Below are 17,189 nucleotides of genomic sequence, written 5' to 3'. Positions count from 1 at the left end.
AGCGATCCGCCCACCCCACCATCGATGACATCCCCCAGCCAGTTCGTCGAGAATGCGACCTTGGAGAGGCGTTCTCGACATTTGCCGCCACCAACACATGGTGATCAACGGTTCAGGACCGCACCGAAGGGTGTGGCGGACTTGGGCGAGGGGAGCGCGCCTTCGCCCGTGGCCCGGCGAGTGGAGTCGCTATAGGCGGGCCGCGAGGCGGGTGCCTTGGTCGATGGCGCGTTTGGCGTCTAGTTCGGCGGCCAGGTCGGCGCCGCCGATCAGGTGGACGTTGGCACCGGCGGCGCGCAAGGGCTCTTCGAGTTCGCGGACGGATTCCTGGCCTGCGCAGATGATGACGTTGTCGACCGGGATCAGTTGGGGGCGTTGGCGTTTCTCGCCAAAACTGATGTGCAGGCCGTTGTCGTCGATGCGTTCGTAGTTGACGCCGCCGACGTGCTCGACGCCTTTCGCCTTCAGCGCCGCGCGGTGCACCCAGCCGGAGGTCTTGCCGAGATCCTTACCGAACGGGGTCGACTTGCGTTGCAGCAGAACGACTTCGCGGGCGGCGGGGGCGGGCTTGGGCTCGGTGAGCTGGCCACGGGCCTGTTCGTCGGCGGAGTCGACGCCCCACTCTTGCTTCCACTCGTCGAGTTTGAGGGCGGGATGTCCTTCGACGGTGAGGAATTCGCTCACGTCGTAGCCGATGCCGCCCGCACCGATGACGGCGACGCGCTTGCCGACGGGTCGCTCCTCCCGGACCAGTTCGGCATAGGACAGCACCATCGGGTGGTCGATGCCGGGGATATTCGGAATGCGTGGGCGCACACCGGTGGCAAGCACGATCTCGTCGTAGCGGGCCTCGAGCAGTTCCGCCGCGGTAACACGCTTGTTCAGGTGCACGGTCACACCGGTGACCTCCAGCATCCTGGTGTAGTAGCGGATCGACTCGTTGAACTCTTCCTTGCCCGGAATGCGGCGGGCGATATCGAACTGCCCGCCGATCTTGTCGTCGGCCTCGAAAAGGTCCACCCGGTGCCCGCGTTCGGCGAGATTGACCGCCGCCGAAAGTCCGGCCGGACCTGCGCCGACGACCGCGACGCGCTTGGTGCGCCGAGTCGGGAGCAGCTTCAGCTCGGTTTCGTGACCGGCCCGCGGGTTCAGCAGGCAGGACACGGTCTTGTGCTGGAACGCGTGGTCCAGGCAGGCCTGGTTGCAGGCGATGCAGGTGTTGATCTCGTCGACCCGGTCGGCGGCCGCCTTGTTCACCCATTCCGGATCGGTGAGGAACGGCCGTGCCAGCGAAACCAGTTGCGCGTCACCGCGAGTGAGGATCTCCTCGGCGATCTCGGGCATATTGATCCGATTGGACGCGCACACCGGAATGTTCACCTGCTCGGTGATCTTCGCGGTGAATTCGACGAAGGCCGCGCGCGGCACCGAGGTGACGATGGTCGGCACACGCGCCTCGTGCCAGCCGATATCGGTATTCAGAATGCTTGCGCCCGCCGCTTCGAGTTCCTTTGCCAGCGCGACTATTTCGTCGAAGGTCTGGCCGTTGTCGACCAATTCGGCCATGGACAAACGGAATACGATGATGAAGTCGGGCCCGACCGCCGCGCGGGTGCGGCGCACGATCTCCACCGCGAGCCTGCGCCGGTTCTCCGGCGAACCGCCCCACTTGTCGGTGCGCTTATTCGTGCGTGGCGCGAGGAACTGGTTGATGAAATAGCCTTCACCACCCATGATTTCGCAACCGTCGTAGCCCGCGAACTTGGCCAGCTTCGCACAGCGGGCGTAGTCGTCGATGGTCTGCTCGACCCCGCGCGCGGAGAGCTTGCGCGGCCGGAAGGGGTTGATCGGAGCCTTGATAGCGGATGCCGAAACACTGCCCGGCATATAGGAATAGCGGCCCGCGTGCAGGATCTGGATGGCGATCTTGCCGCCCGCTTCGTGCACGGCCTTGGTGATCACCCGGTGCCGGTAGGCCTCGGACTTGTTGGTGAGTTTGGCGCCGAACGGCAGCAGCCAGCCGGTGCGGTTGGGGGCGTAGCCGCCGGTGATGATGAGACCGACACCGCCGCGGGCGCGCTCGGCGAAATAGGCGGCGAGCCGGTTGGTGTCCCAGGCGCGATCCTCCAGGCCGGTATGCATCGATCCCATGATCACGCGATTGCGCAGCGTGGTGTGGCCGAGGTCGAGGGGCTCGAAAAGATGGGGGAACGAACTCATCGCTGAGTCTCACCTTTCTTCGGGTCCGCGTGCGGGGCTGTTGCACGCGGTCGCAGGGCTTGCAGTACTTCGTCGCACCATTCGACGAAGCCGGACTCCACGCGGATGCCCGCGCGCAGCACGAGGTACTGGTGCAGCGGGGTGCCGGAGAGCTGATCCGGAGCGGGGAAGTCGCGTTTCTCGATGAGTTCGAACAGCTCGAGGCGCTGATTGTGCTGCTCGCGATGGCGGACGACCTCATCGCAGAGCGCGCCTATATCGCCGTGTGCGGCGGCGCGAATCTTCACGCCGAGCTCATTGCGCGGTATCGAGGTATCGGACGGTGCGGCGATCCAGCGCGCCAGCTCGGCCCGGCCCGCCTCGTTCACCGAATAGACCTTCTTATCCGGCCTGCCCTCCTGCGTCACTGCCTCGCTGGTGAGCCAGCCGGATTCCTCCATGCGCTTGAGTACGCGATAGATCTGCTGATGGGTGGCGCGCCAGAAGAAGCCGATGGACTTGTCGAAGCGGCGCGCCAGCTCATAACCCGAACCGGCGCGCTCGGTCAGCGATACCAGCAGCGCATGTTCGAGTGCCATGACGCCAGGTTATCGTTACACCCGGTACTATGCAACTGAGTGCATAGGGGCGTCGGTATCGAGTGTTGGCCCGCCCGACGGCGAAATCCGAACTAGGCTGCGCCCATGAGCGCCGCATCGCGGAGCGGATTCGATGAGGGTGGTGGCCGGGTGACGGATGAGCCGGAGGTTGATGCGCGGGCGACTGTCGGGCAGGCCGCCGGACGCGGGCAGGTGGTTGCGTGGGGGTTGTGGGACTGGGGGTCCTCGGCATTCAATGCCGTGATCCTGACCTTCGTATTCTCGGTGTACCTCACCGATAAGGTCGGCGACGATCTGCCAGGCGGGGTGGAACCGAGCGCATGGCTCGGCTGGGCCCTCGGCATCGCGGGCTTCTTGGTCGCACTCACCGCGCCGATCAGCGGCCAGCGCTTCGATGCGAGTGCGAAACGTAAACGCTCACTTGGCGTTTTGACCGCACTGACCATCCTGACGATGGCGCTGATGTTCTTCGTCCACGACGACTACCACGACTTCTGGTTCGGCCTGGTCCTGCTCGGCTTCGGTTCCGCATTCTTCGAATTGGCAGGCGTGCCCTACAACGCCATGCTGCGCCAGGTCTCCACCCCGGCCGATGTCGGCCGGGTCTCCGGATTCGGTTGGGCCATGGGCTATTTCGGTGGCATCTTCATCCTGCTGATCAGCTACTTCGGCTTCATCTCCGGCCACGGTGACAACCGCGGTCTACTCGGTGTGCCCGTCGATGACGGTACGAATATCCGATTGGTCGCGATGCTGGCCGCGGTCTGGTTCGCCGCCTTCGCGCTGCCGGTGCTGTTCGCCGTACCCGAATTACCGCCCACCAATGCCGATCCCGGTGCGGCGAAGGCCGGGTTCTTCGGCTCGTACCGGGTGCTGTGGCGGGATCTGCGCGAGCTGTGGGCGGTGGATCGACGCACCGTCGGCTTCCTGATCGCCAGCGCGATCTTCCGCGACGGTCTGGCCGGTGTGTTCACCTTCGGTGCGATCCTGGCCGTGCGGGTCTACGGCATCGCCGACTCCGATGTGCTGCTGTTCGGCATTGCCGCGAATGTGGTTGCGGCACTCGGCGCGGTCACCGCCGGTCGTTTCGACGACCGCGTCGGCCCGAAGATCGTGATCGTGGTCTCGTTGATCGCCATGGTGATCTGTGGCATCGCGCTGTTGATCGTGTCCGGACCGGCCATGTTCTGGGTCTTCGGTCTACTGCTCACCATCTTCGTCGGCCCCGCCCAATCCGCCGCCCGCTCCTTCCTCACCCGCTTGGCCCCACCCGGCCGCGAGGGCCAGATGTTCGGCCTCTACACCACCACGGGTCGCGCCGTATCCTTCCTGGCTCCAGCACTTTTCGGTTTCTTCGTCTGGGCTTTCGACGCCGACCGCGCGGGCATTGTCGGCATTCTGGTAGTGCTCGCCATCGGTTTGGCGGCCTTGCTGCCGGTCCGTAAGCCCGATCCCGCGGTTGAGCCCGCCGCGTAGGGCGAGATCGATTGCCTAGCGCTGCTTGGCGGGCCGCCAGGCGGCCATGCCGAGTGCGATGAGACGGACTTGACGGATGGTGCGGTCGATGATCGCGGCTTGGTCGCGCGGGGTGGCCGCGACGTAGTCGGCAATGCAGTCGGCGACCGTGGAGACGATCAGGTCGGCGGCCAATTCGAGGTCGTCGGGGGACCAGGAGTCCAGGTCCGGAATGCGCGACAGGTCGACGACCAGTTCGCGCACGATCAATTGCAGTTCGAGTGCGATGGCCTGTTGCAGGGCGGCCGAGCCGCCGCGGCGTTCGCGGGTGATGAAGCCGAAGAGTTCGCGCTTGGTGGCGACCTGACCGAAAACAAACCGCACGGTCTCCGAGAGTCGGGCATCGGGCGTGCGCCGCAGTTGCCGCAGGGCCAGGCGTAGCGCCCGGATACCCTCGTCGACCAGTGCCGCGCCGAGATCGTCGAGTGAGGCGAAGTGCCGGTAGAACGCGGTCGGCACAATGCCCGCGGAGCGGGCGATCTCGCGCAGGCTCAGCGCGCCGAAGCCGCGTTCGGCGGCCAGCCCGAGCGTGCCGTCGAGCAGGGCCTGCCTGGTGCGCTCCTTGCGCTCGCCCCGGGTAGCTGCGGTCTCGGTCATCACAGTGAGCATACAGCCGTTCACCATTCGTCTATTCCTAGGATGTAGTTCGGGTCACATCAGTTCCTGGTTGACACTGGACCCGGTCCATCGGTCACACTAGTTGAGTGTACAGGCGTGCACTGAAATCTTCGTCGATGAGGGTTCAGGAGTACGCCGCGGCCCGAAAGCAGAGGCAACCGCATGGTGGGACTCATCGACCTGGTGCAAACCCTGACCACACCGCACCCGCTCGACCGCTACCTGGAACTCGTCCGCCCCACGCTGACGGTTCGGGAGTTGCGGGCGGAGATCACCCACGTCCGCCGCTCGGTGCCGGGTTCGGTGACGCTGACGCTGCGTCCCAGCCGGCAGTGGCGCGGCCACGTCGCGGGGCAATACGTGCAGATCGGCGTCGTCATCGACGGCATCCGGCACACCAGGTGCTATTCACCGGTCAATCCGGCGGGTCGGCGCGACCGGCACCTGCAACTGACGGTCAAGGCGCATCCGGACGGCCTGGTATCGCAATACCTCTACCGCAACGCCGTACCCGGCATGGTGGTCAGCCTGGAACCGGCCGCCGGTGCCTTCCAACTGCCCGAACCGCGTCCCGAGCGGGTGCTGCTGATCAGCGGCGGCAGCGGCATCACCCCGGTGCTGTCCATGCTGCGCACGCTGGCCGATGAGGGCTATCCGGGCGAACTCGCCTTCCTGCACTATGCGAAATCGCCGGAGACGGTGCCGCATCGGGCGGAGCTGGAGGCGATTGCACAGGCGCACCAGAACTTCCGCATCGAACTGCGCTATCCCGGCGACGGCTCCGGCCATTTCGACTACGACCAACTCGAATCCGTCGCACCATGGTTCGCCGACGGCGAGACCTACGTCTGCGGGCCCCAGGGCCTGATGGACGCGGTGCGCAAGATCTTCGAGGCGGAGCAGTTGGACGCGCGGCTGCACACCGAGGAATTCACCCTGTCCCGCACCCCCGTCGACGCCGACGAGGCCGTCGGCACGGTCAGCTTCTCGGCCAGCGGACGCAGCGCCGAGAACAACGGCGCGGTCCTGCTGGAGCAGGCCGAGGCCGCGGGATTGACACCGGAGTACGGCTGCCGGATGGGTATCTGCTTCTCCTGCACCGCGGTTCGGCGCAGCGGCTGCACCCGCAATGTGCGCACCGGCGAAACCGACAGCGATCCGGATCAGCCCATCCAGCTCTGCATCAACGCGCCCGTCGGCGACGTCGACATCGACATCTGACAAAGCAAGGGGACCAAAAGCAATGACGATTCTGACCGAAACGAAAGACGGCCCGCTGGTACTGAGCCCGGACCAGGTCGAAGAACTCGGCCGGGCCCTCGACGACCTGCGCGCCCGCGTCGTCGCCGATCTCGGCGACGCCGACCGCGAATACATCTACTCGATCATCAAGGCGCAGCGCGGTTTCGAGATCGCCGGGCGCGGCCTGATGTATCTCGGCTTCCTGCCGCCGTTCTGGCTGGCCGCGGTGGCCGCGCTGAGTGTGTCGAAGATCCTGGACAATATGGAGATCGGCCACAATGTCATGCACGGCCAGTACGACTGGATGCGTGAGCGCGGCCTGAATTCCCGTGAGTTCGAATGGGATACGGTCTGCCCGGCGGACCAGTGGAAGCATTCGCACAACTACATGCACCACACCTTCACCAATATCCACGGCATGGACCGCGACATCGGCTACGGCATCCTGCGCATGGACGAGGGGCAGCAGTGGAATCCGCTGCGACTCGGCCAGCCGCTCTACGCCTTCGCGCTGATGGTGCTGTTCGAATGGGGTGTGATGGGCCATGACCTGGAGGTGGAGAACATCATCCGGGGCAAGAAGAGCTGGTCGGATATCAAGCGATTGCTGAAGGGCCAGTGGCACAAGGCCGGTCGACAGGTGCTCAAGGACTACCTTCTGTTCCCGGCGCTGACCGGTCCGCTGTTCGTCAGCACACTCGCCGGAAATGCCGCAGCCAATCTGGTGCGCAACCTCTGGGCCTTCTCCATCATCTTCTGCGGCCACTTTCCCACGGGCGTACAGACGTTCACCGAAGAGGAGACCGCCGAAGAGACGCGCGGTGAGTGGTACGTCCGGCAGATGCTCGGCTCGGCCAACATCGCCGGCAGCAAGCTGTTCCACATCATGTCCGGGAATTTGTCGCATCAGATCGAGCACCACCTCTTCCCGGATCTGCCGGCGAATCGCTATCCGCAGATCGCGCCGGAAGTTCGGGAACTGTGCGAGAAGTATGGATTGCCGTACAACACCGGTTCGCTCGGTAAGCAAGTCGGATCGGTCTGGCTGAAGATTTTCAAGCTGGCACTGCCGCCGTTCTTGGTCGGGAAGGAGTCCACGCCCGGTGTTATCGTGATGCGACAGCGGAAAACAACCGAAGTGGGCGTGTGAATGATCGGGAAATTCGAAAGCAACAAGGATCTAATTCAAGAATTGACTTCCTCTGGTGCACGACATGTCGGAAATATTGCGAACATCATCACCGGCACCGTCGCGGAAGTCACCCGGGAGATCGGTGAGTGGATCACCGACGCGATCGAGATGAACGAGGCCGCGGCCGCCGCGCGCAAGGATGCCGCGGCGCCGCACGGGAACGATCTCGTCGACGAGGCCGACGTGTCCTATGACGCGGAGGTCGAGCCGAGCGCGCCGTTCGTCGAGGCAGAGGTGGTCGAGCCGGAGGCAGAAAACCCCCGGTGATCACCACACCGGCAGCCTGCGCCGGTGCTCGGTCACATCGGTGATCAGGTCCTTGTACCCGTCGGCCAGTTCGGCCAATCGGCTCCACTGCAGCTGGGCGTCATCGTCCAGCTGCAGTGGATGCGGTGGTCCGATCGGTGCCGACATACCCAGTGCATGTTGTGCCGCAACCCATTTCGCCGCCATTCGATCGATGACTGCGCCCAGCGTCTCGGTGTGCAGCGAGGCACCGGTGCGGTGTTCCACATTGCCGGCGACCCAATTATCGATGTGGCCGACCAGTTCGGTTCGGTGTGCATCGAGGTCGTCCACGAGTTGCAGGCACTGTGCTACGCGGCCGCTCGGCGCGTCCGGCGCATGCGCAGCCTGCAGAGCATTGCGCCTGCGTTCATGACATTCGACCAGTGCGCGTCCCGCGGCCAGGACACGGTGGCGGTGTCGATTCGGATCGTCGGGTTCGCGAAATGCACGCAGTAGCGCCGATGGTGATGGCAGCTCGTCGGCTTCGATACGACCTGCTGCATATTCGGTAGGCATGGTGCACGCCCCTGCGGTGGCGATGGGTGTGATTTGGATGCGCCAGGGCCGAGGAGGATTTCGGGGAGGGGCACCCCTCGGCTCCGGCGCAGCCCCGCAGCCGGATCGCCCTCCACACAGTCCACCAGCACGGCAAAGAAACCGGGAAATCCGCGACGATGCGATGAGGAAGACGGCCCGAGAAAATCGGGACCTTTTCAGGAAAGCGCGATAGTCGAATCGGCGCAATAGAATGGTGTAGAAACAGATGAGCTGCCGGGAAATCGTTATGATCCGTTACGGATCGGTCACATAACTGCGGACTTTCCTACCTTCGTGAAATCGCTGAGCGCATGGGCAGCAACCACTTCCGGCGAGGTGCGCGCACGACGCCGTTCGATCGACTAGCCTCGGTGTTTGTGCCCGCCTATGTGTCTTCGCCCGAGTTGACGTTCGGGTTCATGTTCGCGCTGGAAGATCCGGAGCGAATCGCCGAGGTCGTGCGCACGCTCATCCTCCGCAAGACGGTGTCGGTGTTTCGGCTCGCGCGTCTGTCCGACGACGACGGACCGCCCGAACGCTATGTCGTGAACTGGGCGGTGATTCCGCAGATCTCGATCACCACCAGCGCCCCCGACCCGGACGAGCTGGAGGCCGGGCAGATCATGCTGGTGAACGCCTTCCTCGGTGAGGAGGGTGAGGTCAGTCTGTACTCGGCCCAGGGGCAGGCGCCGAGCTGAGGCCTGCGGCAGGACCGTTGCGGCACTGCGCGATTCGCCACGACGCCGGCCACCTTTTCGTTGGCGAGTCGGTATCGGAACGTGGTCCGCCCGGATGTGCGATACGGGACAATCGGGACATTCCACTCGTTGTCGAGGCATCGAAGCACCTGGAAGGAGCATCGATCATGGAGCCCGAGAAAACCGTCGCCGTCGCGGCCAATCCGGTTCGAGTCCGAGGAGATCTCGATCCCGCGCTATCGCGCTGGATGTGGCTGGTCAAATGGATCCTGGCCATCCCGCACGCCATTATTCTGGTATTCCTGTACATCGCGTACGTGATCGTCTCGGTGGTCGCATTCTTCGCGATTCTGATCACCGGTAACTATCCGCGCGCACTGTTCGACTTCAATGTCGGCGTCATGCGATGGGGATGGCGGGTCGGCTTCTACGCCTACTCGGTGCTCGGCACAGATAGGTATCCGCCGTTCAGTCTGCAGTCGGATCCGGATTATCCGGCGGATCTGGAAATCGACTATCCCGAGCAGCTGAGTCGTGGCCTGGTGCTGGTGAAATGGTGGCTGCTGGCCATTCCGCACTATCTGATCGTCGGTGCGATATTCAGTGCGGGTATGGGCGGCAAGTACGGCTGGGGCGGATTCACGCTGGCCAATGTGCTGGTGCTGGTCGCGGTGGTGGGACTGCTGTGCACGGCGGTATATCCCAAGGCCGTGTTCGATTTCCTGCTCGGCCTGCACCGGTGGTCCATCCGGGTGGGCGCCTACGCCTCGCTGATGCGTGACGAATACCCGCCGTTCCGACTCGACCAGGGCGCTCGCGAACCCGAGAACAACTGAATATCAACCGAATCGCCGAGCCGGACACGCGGCGTCGGTCACCAGGCGGATTCATAGATCCGCCGGACCACGTCCTCGATGTCCGGCTCCTCTATGGACAGGTCGCGCACCTCGGCGCGATCGGAGACGGCGGCGAGAACCTGTGCGGCGGTTGTGGATTCGGCGTCGAAAGCCAGTCGCTGGCGCATGCCCCCGCCCTCGCTGGTCAACAGTTCGGCGCTCGGCAGATCGTCGAGATTGCGGGTCGGTTCGGCCAGATCGACGACCAGCACCCGCCGCGCGCCCACCCGCACCGCCAGGCCGGTCAGTGAACCGTCGTACACCAGACTGCCGCGGTCGACGACGAGCACCCGGTCACAGAGTCGTTCGATATCGCCCATATCGTGCGTGGTCAGCAATAGCGTGGTGCCGCGCTCGGTGCGTTCGGCGCGCAGGAACTCACGTAGTCGCTGTTTCGACAGCACGTCGAGGCCGATGGTCGGTTCGTCCAGGATGACCAATTCGGGGGAGTGCAGCAGGGCCGCGGCGACCTCGGCCCGCATGCGCTGGCCGAGCGAGAGCTGGCGCACCGGAGTGTCGAGTGTCTCGGCCATCTCCAGTTGTTCGACCAACTCGTAGGTACGTTTTTGCGCGACATCGGATTCCAGCCGGTGGATCGCGGCTAGAATCGAAAACGATTCGCGCAGCGGCAGATCCCACCACAGCTGGGAGCGCTGCCCGAACACCACCCCGATCCGGGCGGCGAGTTCGCGCCGCTGTCGCACCGGATCCAGGCCGCAGGTGCGCACGGTGCCCGAGGTGGGGACCAGGATGCCGGTCAGCATTTTGATAGTGGTCGACTTGCCCGCCCCGTTCGCGCCGATATAGCCCACCGCCGAACCGCGTTCGATGCGAAACGTCATCCGGTCCACCGCGGTGAGCGTTTCGCGGCTGCGTCGCCAGCGCTGCCCGTTCTTCCGATACAGAGTGAATTGCCTTGTCAGGTTCTCGATTTCGATGATCGAGTCCGATAGCTCGCTGTCCGCCACGCTTATCCGCCGCCTCCCTGATAGTGCCGAGCGCCTAGTCGCCACAAACCCAACGCGAGCAGCCACACCCACAGCGCCGCCAACGGTGCGCACCAGGCCAGCCAGGACGGCAGCAGCGGTGGGCCGGGTAGGTGCAGCAGTGCGATGGTCGGTAGATACGCCGTGAAGGCGACCGGAATGGCGAAGCCGAATACCAGTTTCAGCGATGTCGGAAATACCGAAGCCGGTTGCATGGCGGCGAAGGAGCCGCCGTAGGTGAAGCTGTTGGTCAGTTCGGCACCGTCGATCAGGTAGAACTGCGCGCCGGCGGCGCAGACGAACACGCCGCCGAACACGGCGATGCCGCTGAGCAGGGTCATGACCAGCAGTGCGAGAGTTTGCGGACCCCAATCGAGATCGTTGCGAACGAGACCGAGTCCGAGCACGATGATCGCCACCGAGGCGCGGGCGAATCGGCGCAGCGAGATGTCACTGGTGATGAGCTGCAACAGGAGTGGCTGGGGTCGCAGGTGATAGGCGTCGAGCACGCCGAGGCGGATGAGTGTCGGCAGTGAATCCAGGTGCCCGAATAGCACCTGGGCCAGCGCGAATCCGGAATTGCTCAGGCCGAACAGCAGCAGTGCGCCGTCCAGATCGAGCCCGCCGAGCACCCGGACATTGTGGTAGATGACCCACACCTCGGCGAATTCGACGATGCCGATCAGGAATGCACTGAATACTTCACTGGCGAAGGACAACCGGTACGCGCGCTGGGCTCGCATCCGCGACCGCAGCACCGCCGCGTAGGGGGTGAACCAGGTACCGGCGGGTACGGGCGTATACGGGGGCTCAGCCACCCTGCACCTCCAGCCTGCGGCGCCCGGCCGCCAGCATCACCCGGCCCACCGCGCCGACCGCGAGCACCCAGAACACTTGTACGGCAACGACCGTCACGGCATCCTCCCCCACGACCCGGCCCGACAGGATGTCGATCGGCGACTGCAGGATCGACGGGAACGGGGTGGCATGCGCGATGGTGCGCAGCCATGCCGGGAACATGTGGACCGGCACGAACAGCCCGGCCAGGAACGTGCCGCAAATCTGGTATAGCACTCGGAGCCCGCGGGTTTCCACTACCCAGAACCCGATCAATCCGACGGCGAAAAGGCATAGAAATGACAACGAGACGGCCATTACCACGCTGACCAGCCCGAGTATGTAGGGCCCTGGTGTACCGGGCATGACGAGCCCGAAGGTAAACACGCCGACCAGTACGCTCGGCACGCCGCGCGGCAGGATCGTGCACGACGCGCGGCCGAGATCGATGGCGAGATAACTGAATTGGACATCGACCGGACGCAGGAAGTCGATCGCGATATCGCCGTTTTTGACCCGATCCACCAATTCCAGTGGTGGTCCCATGAATTGGGTCGCGCCGAGCAGGGCCTGGGACAGCCAGACGTAGGCGCCGATCGATCCCGCGTCGTAACCGCTGAAGCCGCCGGATGCGCGTACCGCGGCCATCATCACCGCCGCGCGCACGAATCCGAAGACGCAGTTGGTGAACAGACCGGCGAACATCGCTAGTTTGTACTGGGATTGGCGCCGGAAACCGGCTCGGACGAGGTAGAGGTACAGCCGCGCGGTCCGGAGTGCGTGCAGTGCGGCTAGCTGCGATCTGTTGCCCTCCACACTGCCGCGCACAAACGGTTAACTCTACGGTGCGTCGGGGGACGCGCGGTAGGTAAGCGCGCGATTTTTGGAAAAGTGCGACAAACCCGCTGCGCCAATGTTAGAAACACAGTCACTTCAGATTTGCCCCGTGGGCGCTCGCGCACGACAGGAAGGATCGTCGAATGACTGTCGCCGCTAGCGACTGCTCGCAGGTCGCTCGAAACAACACCGCTAGCGACTGCTCGCAGGTCGCTCGAAACAACACCGCCAGCGACAGCTCGCAGGTCGCTCGAAATAACACTGCGTTGACCGTTTTCGAGACGCTCGAGTCGAATGTGCGCGGGTACTGCCGGGCCTGGCCGACCGTCTTCGACACCGGCAGCGGGGTCTGGCTGCGTGACGAGAACGGCAAGGACTACCTGGACTTCTTCGCGGGCGCGGGCGCGCTCAACTACGGCCACAACAACCCGGTGCTGAAGCGGGCGCTGCTGGACTACATCGTCGGCGACGGGATCACGCACAGCCTGGACATGTCGACCGTCGCCAAGCGACGGCTGCTGGAGGCCTTGCGCGACACGATCTTCGAGCCACGCGGACTGGACTACAAGGTGCAGTTTCCCGGTCCGACCGGCGCTAATGCGGTCGAGGCCGCGTTGAAGCTGGCGCGCAAGGTCACCGGACGCCACACCGTTCTCAACTTCACCAACGCCTTCCACGGGATGTCGCTCGGCGCGTTGTCGGTGACCGGAAATGCCGCCAAACGCGCGGCTGCCGGTGTGCCACTGCCGCATGCGATGCCCATGCCCTACGACGGCTTCCTCGACGCGGCCGATGACCTGCGCTGGATGCGGCGGGCCCTGGACGACTCGTCCTCGGGGTTGGACAAGCCCGCCGCGGTGATAGTGGAGACGGTGCAGGGCGAGGGCGGGGTGAATGTCGCACGCTCGCAATGGCTGCGGCAGCTGGCCGAATTGTGCCGAGCGCGCGGAATTCTGCTGATCGTCGACGATGTGCAGATGGGTTGCGGACGGACCGGTGGGTTTTTCTCATTCGAGTTCGCGGACATCACTCCCGACATCGTGACGCTGTCGAAATCCATCGGCGGGTACGGGTTGCCCATGGCGCTGGTGCTTTTCAAGCCCGAACTCGATCAGTGGGCGCCCGGTGAGCACAACGGCACCTTCCGCGGCAACAACGCGGCATTCGTCACCGCGCGGGTTGCGCTCGAGCACTACTGGTCCGATAGCGCGCTGGAGATTTCGACGATGGCCAAAGGGGAGCGCACGGCACGCGCGCTCGCCGAAATCGCGGCGGCGTTCCCCGGTGTCTCGACGCGCGGGCGCGGACTGGTGCACGGCATCGTGTTCGAGGAAGCGTCGCACGCGGGCAAGGTGTCCCGACTCGCCTTCGAGCGCGGGCTGCTCGTGGAGACCTCCGGTTCGGCCGACGAGGTGGTAAAGCTGTTGCCGCCGTTGACAATCAGCGACGACGAATTGGATCGCGGGTTGTCGTTGCTCGCCGGTGCGGTGGAGGAGATCTGCGGATAGTCACTTGCTGCCGATATTGATCACCGGGTGCGCGCTCGGATCGAGCCAGCGCATTACGACATCGAGGTCGGCAGCCGGGATCGATACGCACCCGGCGGTCGGGCGTCCGGTCTCGACATGGAGGAAGAAGGCCGAACCCGCGCCCGCGACGACGGGCTGACGGTTGTAATCGATCACCACGGCATGTTCGTACGCCGGACCGGCCTGGCCCAGGTTCTCGCTGGCATGCTCATCGAATTCGCAAGTGCCGGTGGCACATTGCATGTAGTGGTTGTAACTCGGCGAGCCGGTATCGGAGACCCACCAGTCCTGTGCGCCGACCTGGCGATAGGGGAGGCGGGTCCCGTTGTTCGGTGCGATCCCGAACGCCTCGCTCAGCGTCCACACACCGGCTGGAGTATGTGCCGAGTCCTCGCTGGCACGGCCGATGCCGTCGCGCCCGACATACGCCCGCAGCGGACCGACAGCGGCGCGCCAGCCACCTGAAATGCGTTGCCACGCAGTCAGTGTCGCGGTGCTATCGGCGGCGCGCTCGGCGACGACGGTGACGACCTGGTCGGCCTCGCCGTGGTACGGCAGGGGTAGCTCGGACCTGGGTGTGCTGGTGCACGCGGCGACACCGGCCAGCAGCACGATGAGCATCGTCATGCGTTTCGACAACTGAAACCTCCCGACGGGACCCTAATGCAGATTCCGCCCTTACCACTGCAGGCGGATTCGAGTGTCCGCGCGCGGGTACGCGATGAGCATTTCCGCGACATACAGGAGGTCGAATGATGACCGAAGGCAATGTCGGAAGTCTGCGCACTGTCGTGCTGGATTGCCCGAATCCGCCGAAGCTGGCCGAGTTCTATGCCCGGCTGCTCGGCGCCGAACCGACCGATGCGTCGGATGACACCTGGGTCGTCATCGAGGAACCCGGCGGCAGGCGCTTGGCATTCCAATACGCGCCGCAGTATCGACCACCGCGTTTCCCGGATCCGGAAGCGTCCCAGCAGGTGCATTTCGATGTGCTGGTGGACGAGATCGAAGCGGCCGAGCCGAAAGCGCTCGCACTCGGTGCGCGCTTGGTGCAAGCAAACGACGACAAGCAGTTCCGTGTCTATGCCGATCCCGTCGGACACACCTTCTGTCTCATTTGGCTGTAGGGCGGTCCGTGCGTTGGACCTGCGGGTTTCTTCGTTTGTCCACACAGCGCACGGGTATGACGCAGGTGACTGCACAAACCGGCAGTCATGGAAATCAGTCGCACGAAACGGGCGTCTGTTCGGACGCCTGATTCGGGAGAGGCGGTCACCATGGCCGCGCATCACGCGCAAACCTCAGCCGCGCATTGGACGTCGCTGCGCATCGCGGCGGCGGCGGTCGGCGCGGTGTTCCTGGTGGTCGGCGTGCTCGGCTTCATACCGGGCATCACCACGAATTACGACAGCATGGAATGGGCCGGACACAGCTCCGACGCCCAACTCCTCGGGTTGTTCAACGTCTCGATCCTGCACAACATCGTCCACCTTGTGTTCGGCGTAGCCGGCTTGCTGGCATCGCGCACAGCGCTCGCGTCCCGGGCGTTCCTGCTCGGCGGCGGCATCATCTACCTGGTGCTGTGGTTGTACGGGCTGGTCATCGACCAGCACAGCGATGCGAACTTCGTCCCGGTGAACACCGCCGACAACTGGCTGCACTTCGCCCTCGGCGTCGGCATGGTCGCCGTCGGGGCGGCGCTCGGGTGGTCGGGCAGCCGAGGCGTAACCGGGTCGCCGCGTCCGTCGATTCAATAGGTATGAGCCGATGAAGCCCGCTCGGGTGTGCGCCGAGCGGGGTTTGTCCATGTTCCGGGATTCCCGCCGGTGCATCAATTGGCGGCGCGGGGGAATGCCCGGGATAGGAGTCGCGGTTGCTCGCGGGCTCCGTCGTAGGAGGTGATGGAGGTGTCGGAGTCGCCGACGTGGCCGGTGCGGAGCTGGCGGATGCAGCCCTGGAACCCCAGTCCGCTGATGCGGGTCTCCGATCGGGTGGAGGGGTTCGTCCGCATTCTGGCCGTCCTGGTGCTGCTGATCGCCGTGCCCGCCGCCGCGGCGGCCGGTACCGCGGCCTATAGCTCGGCATCCGAACGGATCCACACCGAAAACGCGACGAAAATCGTTGTGACAGGGACCATTATCGGAACCCCCGCCCGGGTCGCCGCACCCGTGGCGGACCGCAACGGAACGGTGCGCGATCACTTCGAGGCACAGGTTTCCTGGACCCACGACGGCAAGTCCGGCACCGCGACCGTCGGTGTTCCCCATGCCGCCGGAGCGGGCCAGCCCGCCCCCGTCTGGCTGGGGCCGGACGGAACACCGACCACCCCTCCCGAACGGTCCAGTGCCGCCGCCGTGCACGGTATCGGTGTCGGGGTCGCCGTTCTACTCGAAATCTGGTGCGGCGCAGCAGCAGTCGTCTGGTGCAACGCCTGGGCCCTGAACCATCGCCGCCATCTCCGCTTGGATCGGGAGTGGCGTCAGTTCAGCCACCCCACCGGGCAGGGCAGCAGCTGAAACCACATAACGGCCCCGGCCTCCGGGGCCGCTATGCTCACTTGCCCAGAGCCTTGCCGCCGTTCGGCGCCACCGCGAACCAGGTTCCGCCGACACCTTGGCCGAGCAGATCACCCGGCTTGGTGTCTTTCGAGAAGTAGTAAACCGGCCAGCCGCCGATGGTGATCTGGCAGGATCCGTCGGCACGTTCGATGAATCCGACGAGTTGGGGATCGACGCCAGCGGCATAGAGCACTTGATCGCGGGTCACGGTCAGCGGCGGCCAGGTGACGGCGCACTGCCCGGCGCAGTTGGATACCGACGGATTCGCCGTATCCTTGTCGAAGCGGTACAGCGATCGGCCGGTTCCATCCGAAACATACTGTCCGACAGCAGGATTGCTGGTCACCCGGAGTTGCACCGCATTGGCGGTTCCGGCTGGGGCCGTGCCGTCGTAGATCTTCAACCAGCCTTGCGTTTTCGCTACCGTGGGCGCCTGTCCCGCGACGGGCACCACGCTCGCGGCAGTGGACGTTCGGGCGACCGCTTGGGCGCCTTTCTCGTCGCCACAGGCACTGAGCAGACTCGCGAGCACGACAGCGGCGGCCGCGACCGGCACGGCGGCACGCTGAAAACGGTTGGCTGAACGCATCTTTCGAACCCTTCGTCGCAATTCGACAAGGTGCACAGCGCATCTCGT

Annotated in this window: 19 protein-coding genes; 10 read left to right on the top strand and 9 right to left on the bottom strand. The window is 64.8% G+C overall.

The window, feature by feature from the left end:
* Nucleotides 1–189: 189 nt before the first annotated feature.
* A complete protein-coding gene (locus ACQPYR_RS35705; protein WP_433623451.1) occupies nt 190–2,220 on the bottom strand; it encodes an FAD-dependent oxidoreductase in 2,031 nt (676 codons plus the stop codon).
* A complete protein-coding gene (locus tag ACQPYR_RS35700; RefSeq protein WP_433599161.1) occupies nt 2,217–2,798 on the bottom strand; it encodes a PadR family transcriptional regulator in 582 nt (193 codons plus the stop codon). Before ACQPYR_RS35700 ends, ACQPYR_RS35705 begins: the two co-directional genes overlap by 4 nt.
* Nucleotides 2,799–2,903: 105 nt before the next feature.
* Between ACQPYR_RS35700 and ACQPYR_RS35695 the strand changes: the two genes are divergently transcribed.
* On the top strand, nt 2,904–4,295 hold the full coding sequence (locus tag ACQPYR_RS35695; RefSeq protein WP_433623450.1) for an MFS transporter: 1,392 nt from the start codon (nt 2,904–2,906) through the stop codon (nt 4,293–4,295).
* Nucleotides 4,296–4,310: 15 nt separating this feature from the next.
* Here ACQPYR_RS35695 and ACQPYR_RS35690 read toward each other — a convergent pair whose 3' ends face one another.
* On the bottom strand, nt 4,311–4,931 hold the full coding sequence (locus ACQPYR_RS35690) for a TetR family transcriptional regulator (protein ID WP_433623448.1): 621 nt from the start codon (nt 4,929–4,931) through the stop codon (nt 4,311–4,313).
* 183 nt (nt 4,932–5,114) lie between these two features.
* Here ACQPYR_RS35690 and ACQPYR_RS35685 point away from each other — a divergent pair, with 183 nt between their 5' ends.
* Genes ACQPYR_RS35685 through ACQPYR_RS35675 form a run of 3 tightly spaced genes read left to right on the top strand, consistent with a single transcriptional unit; the run spans nt 5,115 to nt 7,653 of the window.
* Complete coding sequence (locus ACQPYR_RS35685) at nt 5,115–6,173, top strand: ferredoxin reductase (protein ID WP_433623446.1); 1,059 nt, start codon at nt 5,115–5,117, stop codon at nt 6,171–6,173.
* Between the two features lie 22 nt (nt 6,174–6,195).
* Nucleotides 6,196–7,344: a fatty acid desaturase family protein gene (locus ACQPYR_RS35680; RefSeq protein ID WP_433623444.1), complete on the top strand. Its 1,149-nt coding sequence runs from the start codon at nt 6,196–6,198 to the stop codon at nt 7,342–7,344.
* Nucleotides 7,345–7,386: 42 nt separating this feature from the next.
* Entirely contained in the window at nt 7,387–7,653 is a 267-nt protein-coding gene (locus ACQPYR_RS35675) for a hypothetical protein (RefSeq protein ID WP_433623442.1), read from the top strand.
* On the opposite strand, the gene ACQPYR_RS35670 is transcribed toward ACQPYR_RS35675, so the two are convergent.
* Nucleotides 7,654–8,190: a DUF4254 domain-containing protein gene (locus ACQPYR_RS35670; protein ID WP_433623440.1), complete on the bottom strand. Its 537-nt coding sequence runs from the start codon at nt 8,188–8,190 to the stop codon at nt 7,654–7,656.
* Between the two features lie 332 nt (nt 8,191–8,522).
* Here ACQPYR_RS35670 and ACQPYR_RS35665 point away from each other — a divergent pair, with 332 nt between their 5' ends.
* Both ACQPYR_RS35665 and ACQPYR_RS35660 read left to right on the top strand, forming a co-directional pair.
* Nucleotides 8,523–8,909: a hypothetical protein gene (locus ACQPYR_RS35665; protein ID WP_387291246.1), complete on the top strand. Its 387-nt coding sequence runs from the start codon at nt 8,523–8,525 to the stop codon at nt 8,907–8,909.
* A gap of 167 nt (nt 8,910–9,076) precedes the next feature.
* The gene (locus tag ACQPYR_RS35660; RefSeq protein ID WP_433623438.1) at nt 9,077–9,745 is read left to right on the top strand and encodes a DUF4389 domain-containing protein; all 669 of its coding nucleotides are present in this window, start codon (nt 9,077–9,079) and stop codon (nt 9,743–9,745) included.
* 38 nt (nt 9,746–9,783) lie between these two features.
* On the opposite strand, the gene ACQPYR_RS35655 is transcribed toward ACQPYR_RS35660, so the two are convergent.
* From ACQPYR_RS35655 to ACQPYR_RS35645, 3 genes are all read right to left on the bottom strand, one after another.
* On the bottom strand, nt 9,784–10,647 hold the full coding sequence (locus tag ACQPYR_RS35655; protein WP_433635329.1) for an ABC transporter ATP-binding protein: 864 nt from the start codon (nt 10,645–10,647) through the stop codon (nt 9,784–9,786).
* A gap of 128 nt (nt 10,648–10,775) precedes the next feature.
* Nucleotides 10,776–11,609 carry an ABC transporter permease gene (locus ACQPYR_RS35650; RefSeq protein WP_433623435.1) on the bottom strand — a complete coding sequence of 278 codons (834 nt, stop codon included), beginning with the start codon at nt 11,607–11,609 and terminating at the stop codon, nt 10,776–10,778.
* Nucleotides 11,602–12,333: an ABC transporter permease gene (locus ACQPYR_RS35645; protein ID WP_433623433.1), complete on the bottom strand. Its 732-nt coding sequence runs from the start codon at nt 12,331–12,333 to the stop codon at nt 11,602–11,604. Before ACQPYR_RS35645 ends, ACQPYR_RS35650 begins: the two co-directional genes overlap by 8 nt.
* A gap of 398 nt (nt 12,334–12,731) precedes the next feature.
* On the opposite strand from ACQPYR_RS35645, the gene ectB reads away from it, so the two are divergent.
* Complete coding sequence (ectB, locus tag ACQPYR_RS35640) at nt 12,732–13,973, top strand: diaminobutyrate--2-oxoglutarate transaminase (RefSeq protein ID WP_433623431.1); 1,242 nt, start codon at nt 12,732–12,734, stop codon at nt 13,971–13,973.
* On the opposite strand, the gene ACQPYR_RS35635 is transcribed toward ectB, so the two are convergent.
* Nucleotides 13,974–14,633 carry a L,D-transpeptidase family protein gene (locus ACQPYR_RS35635; protein ID WP_433623429.1) on the bottom strand — a complete coding sequence of 220 codons (660 nt, stop codon included), beginning with the start codon at nt 14,631–14,633 and terminating at the stop codon, nt 13,974–13,976.
* Nucleotides 14,634–14,746: 113 nt separating this feature from the next.
* Between ACQPYR_RS35635 and ACQPYR_RS35630 the strand changes: the two genes are divergently transcribed.
* From ACQPYR_RS35630 to ACQPYR_RS35620, 3 genes are all read left to right on the top strand, one after another.
* Complete coding sequence (locus ACQPYR_RS35630) at nt 14,747–15,121, top strand: VOC family protein (protein ID WP_433623427.1); 375 nt, start codon at nt 14,747–14,749, stop codon at nt 15,119–15,121.
* 150 nt (nt 15,122–15,271) lie between these two features.
* Complete coding sequence (locus tag ACQPYR_RS35625) at nt 15,272–15,751, top strand: DUF4383 domain-containing protein (protein WP_433599148.1); 480 nt, start codon at nt 15,272–15,274, stop codon at nt 15,749–15,751.
* A 189-nt stretch (nt 15,752–15,940) separates the two neighbouring features.
* A complete protein-coding gene (locus ACQPYR_RS35620; protein WP_433623425.1) occupies nt 15,941–16,510 on the top strand; it encodes an Rv1733c family protein in 570 nt (189 codons plus the stop codon).
* A 37-nt stretch (nt 16,511–16,547) separates the two neighbouring features.
* Here ACQPYR_RS35620 and ACQPYR_RS35615 read toward each other — a convergent pair whose 3' ends face one another.
* Nucleotides 16,548–17,141 (bottom strand): hypothetical protein, encoded by a 594-nt coding sequence (locus ACQPYR_RS35615; protein WP_433623423.1) that lies wholly within the window; start codon nt 17,139–17,141, stop codon nt 16,548–16,550.
* Between the last annotated feature and the right edge of the window lie 48 nt (nt 17,142–17,189).

It is taken from the genome of Nocardia sp. CA-120079 (genome assembly GCF_050955745.1).
Taxonomy (GTDB): Bacteria; Actinomycetota; Actinomycetes; order Mycobacteriales; family Mycobacteriaceae; genus Nocardia.
Note: the sequence above shows the minus strand (reverse complement) of the source record. Positions and strands in the feature narration are given on the sequence as shown.